Source organism: Caballeronia sp. (assembly GCF_049581465.1).
Taxonomy (GTDB): domain Bacteria; phylum Pseudomonadota; class Gammaproteobacteria; order Burkholderiales; family Burkholderiaceae; genus Caballeronia.
The window spans coordinates 1-2,623 of the sequence record NZ_JBAUSA010000972.1 but is presented as its reverse complement, the minus strand read 5'-3'; the positions used below and the strand labels follow the sequence as shown (position 1 = coordinate 2,623).

2 protein-coding genes are annotated in these 2,623 nt (G+C 60.7%); both read right to left on the bottom strand.

Annotated features, from left to right (window positions below):
* Nucleotides 1–58: 58 nt before the first annotated feature.
* Entirely contained in the window at nt 59–1,792 is a 1,734-nt protein-coding gene (ggt, locus tag WCA53_RS23875; RefSeq protein WP_423916281.1) for a gamma-glutamyltransferase, read from the bottom strand.
* 133 nt (nt 1,793–1,925) lie between these two features.
* Nucleotides 1,926–2,623 (bottom strand): LysR substrate-binding domain-containing protein (locus WCA53_RS23870; protein ID WP_423916279.1); only part of this gene is annotated, 698 nt, incomplete at its 5' end.

The window sequence follows — 2,623 nt, the reverse complement described above, 5'->3', positions numbered from 1 at the left end:
GATCAGGAGATCTGGCCTCGGAGGCTCATTCAGCTTCGATTGAAGCCTTACTGAATGCTTACTGGATCACGCGCGTCACGCCTCGGCCACGGGGATCTGCCACGGGTTCAGGCGTCGTGCCATTGATCTTGATGACCTGGATGTCGCCATTGAAGGTTTGCGTCGCGAGCGTATAGCCCTTTGCTTGCAACGCGGTTGCGAGCTCGCCGTCGATCGGATGGTACGGCTCCCAGAAAATCGTGTTCGGCGGCAGCAACTGATGATGAAAGCGCATTAGCGCGACCGCGGCGGGCAGCGGCATCGAAAAGTCGTAGACGTTGGTAATGACCTGGAAGATCGACGTGAAGATGCGCGAGCCGCCCGGCGTGCCAATCACCATCGCGACCTGATCGTCCTTGGTGAGAATGGTGGGCGACATCGACGAAAGCGGCCGCTTGCGTGGCTCGATCGCGTTGGCGTCGCTGCCCACTACGCCGAACATGTTCGCCACGCCCGGCTTCGCGGAAAAATCATCCATCTCGTCGTTCAGCACGACGCCCGTGCCGTCGACCACTACGCCCGAGCCGAAATAACCGTTAATGGTGTACGTATTCGATACCGCGTTGCCCCATTTGTCGACCACCGAATAGTGCGTGGTTTCGGCCTTTTCCGGCATGGTCGTGCCAAGCCCCGGGACCACGCTCTTGGTGTCCGACGGCGTTTTGGGATTCACTTCCGAAGCGCGCTTCAGGATGTAGTCGTCGTTGGTCAACTGCGCGACCGGTACCTTATAGAAGTCCGGATCGCCAAGGTATTGAGCGCGATCGGCGAAGACGCGCTTTTCAATTTCCGCCACCAGGTGAATGTACTGCACGGAGTTGACGGGGACGTTCTCGAAATTGTCCTTCAGGTCGGCCTTCATCTTGAGCAACTGGACCAGCCCGATACCGCCCGAACTCGGAGGCGGCGCCGTGATGATGCGATAGCCGTTCCAGCTTGCGACTACGGGCTCGCGCCAGACAGCTTTGTACTCCTTCAGGTCCCGTTTCGTGATGAGGCCGTGACCGACCATGGAATCCGCGATCATTCCAGCCGTATCGCCTTCATAGAATCCCTTGGCGCCCTTGTCGGAAATCCTCTGCAAGGTAGCCGCAAGCTCCGGCTGCTTGAAATTCGTACCTTTGTTCAGTTTGCCGAAGTAACTGTCGAAGTTGGTCTTCCCGGCGAAGTCCTTCGATGCCGCGTCCTTGCGTTCCTGCAGCTGGTCGCTGACTTCAAATCCGTCCTGCGCATACTTGATCGCAGGGGCGAGCACCTGCTTCCACTTCAGCTTGCCGAAACGCTTCTGCGCTTCCCACATGCCCGACACCGTGCCCGGCACAGCGGCGGCCCGCGCGCCATAGAGGCTCATGCCCTTGATGATTTCGCCCTTGTCGTCGAGGTACATGTTCTTCGTCGCGGCGATCGGGGCGCGCTCGCGATAGTCGAGGAAGTACGGCCTATGATCGACGTACAGCGTCATGAAACCGCCGCCGCCCAGATTGCCCGCCTCGGGATAGGTCACGGCGAGTGAGAAAGCGATGGCGACGGCTGCATCGACTGCATTGCCGCCCTCCTTGAAGATCTGCTCGGCTGTGTCGGCGGCGAATGTATCGGCGACCGCTACCGCCGACGCGGTCAGTACCACCGGCTGGGATGGGGTTTTCGCGTAGGCGGGCGTAGTTTCAACGAACGCGACCGATATGGAAAACGCCGCTGCAGCGACCGTTCCAAGTGTGAACGAGCGCGTACGGCGCAAGGTACTCGTCAGCATCTTTTTCCTTTTTCTGAAGTGGTTCGGTGTGTTTTTCCGCGCCCCGACGAGGGGACGCTTAACGGCTTATACCATGAGCGGGAGCGATCCCGAGAAGGCTTCGGCCGGTGCGCGACGCGCGAAGCCTGGTTGTTTATGCATCGGGGGTGGCGAGCGTCGGGGCGTCGTCGAGGTCGTAGCTTGCCACCACCCGCAGCACCGACTCGCGGAACGACGCGACGAGATCCGAGCGCATGCCGCTGCTCGGGTACGACAGCACGTATTCGTATTCGATCGCGGCTTCGAACGGCCGCACCACCACACCGTGCGGTCGCCAGACCTTCGCCGCGAACGGTTCCACGATCGAGACGCCCAGGCCGGCCGCAACCATCGCGTAGCGCGTATGGGCGGTGTCGGTGAGGACGGTATAGTTCGTCCGCTTTTCGCCGGTTTCAAAGACCGATTTCTCGGCCTCGTACGGCTGCCGCGAATTGGGTATCCAGCCGATAATGCGTTCCCCACGCAAATCCTGGGCGCGCACCGATTTTTTCTTCGCAAGCCGATGAGTCGCCGGCATTGCGCATTGCGCCCGAGCGTGCATGAGCTTCTCGACCTCAATCCCCGCAACCGATGGAAATGCCAGGCTGATCGCGACGTCGGCCTTGTGGTTCTGCAGGCTGACGAGCACCTCGGGGACCTTCATCGAGTCCACGCGAATCGGCACGCCCGGATGATGCTCGACAAAATCGGCGATGACCGCCGGCAGCAGCGTGCTGGCGAGCACCGGTCCGCAAGCGACCGTCAGTCCTTCGGAGGCTTCCTCCCGAATCATGTCGGCGACTTGTTTAAGGC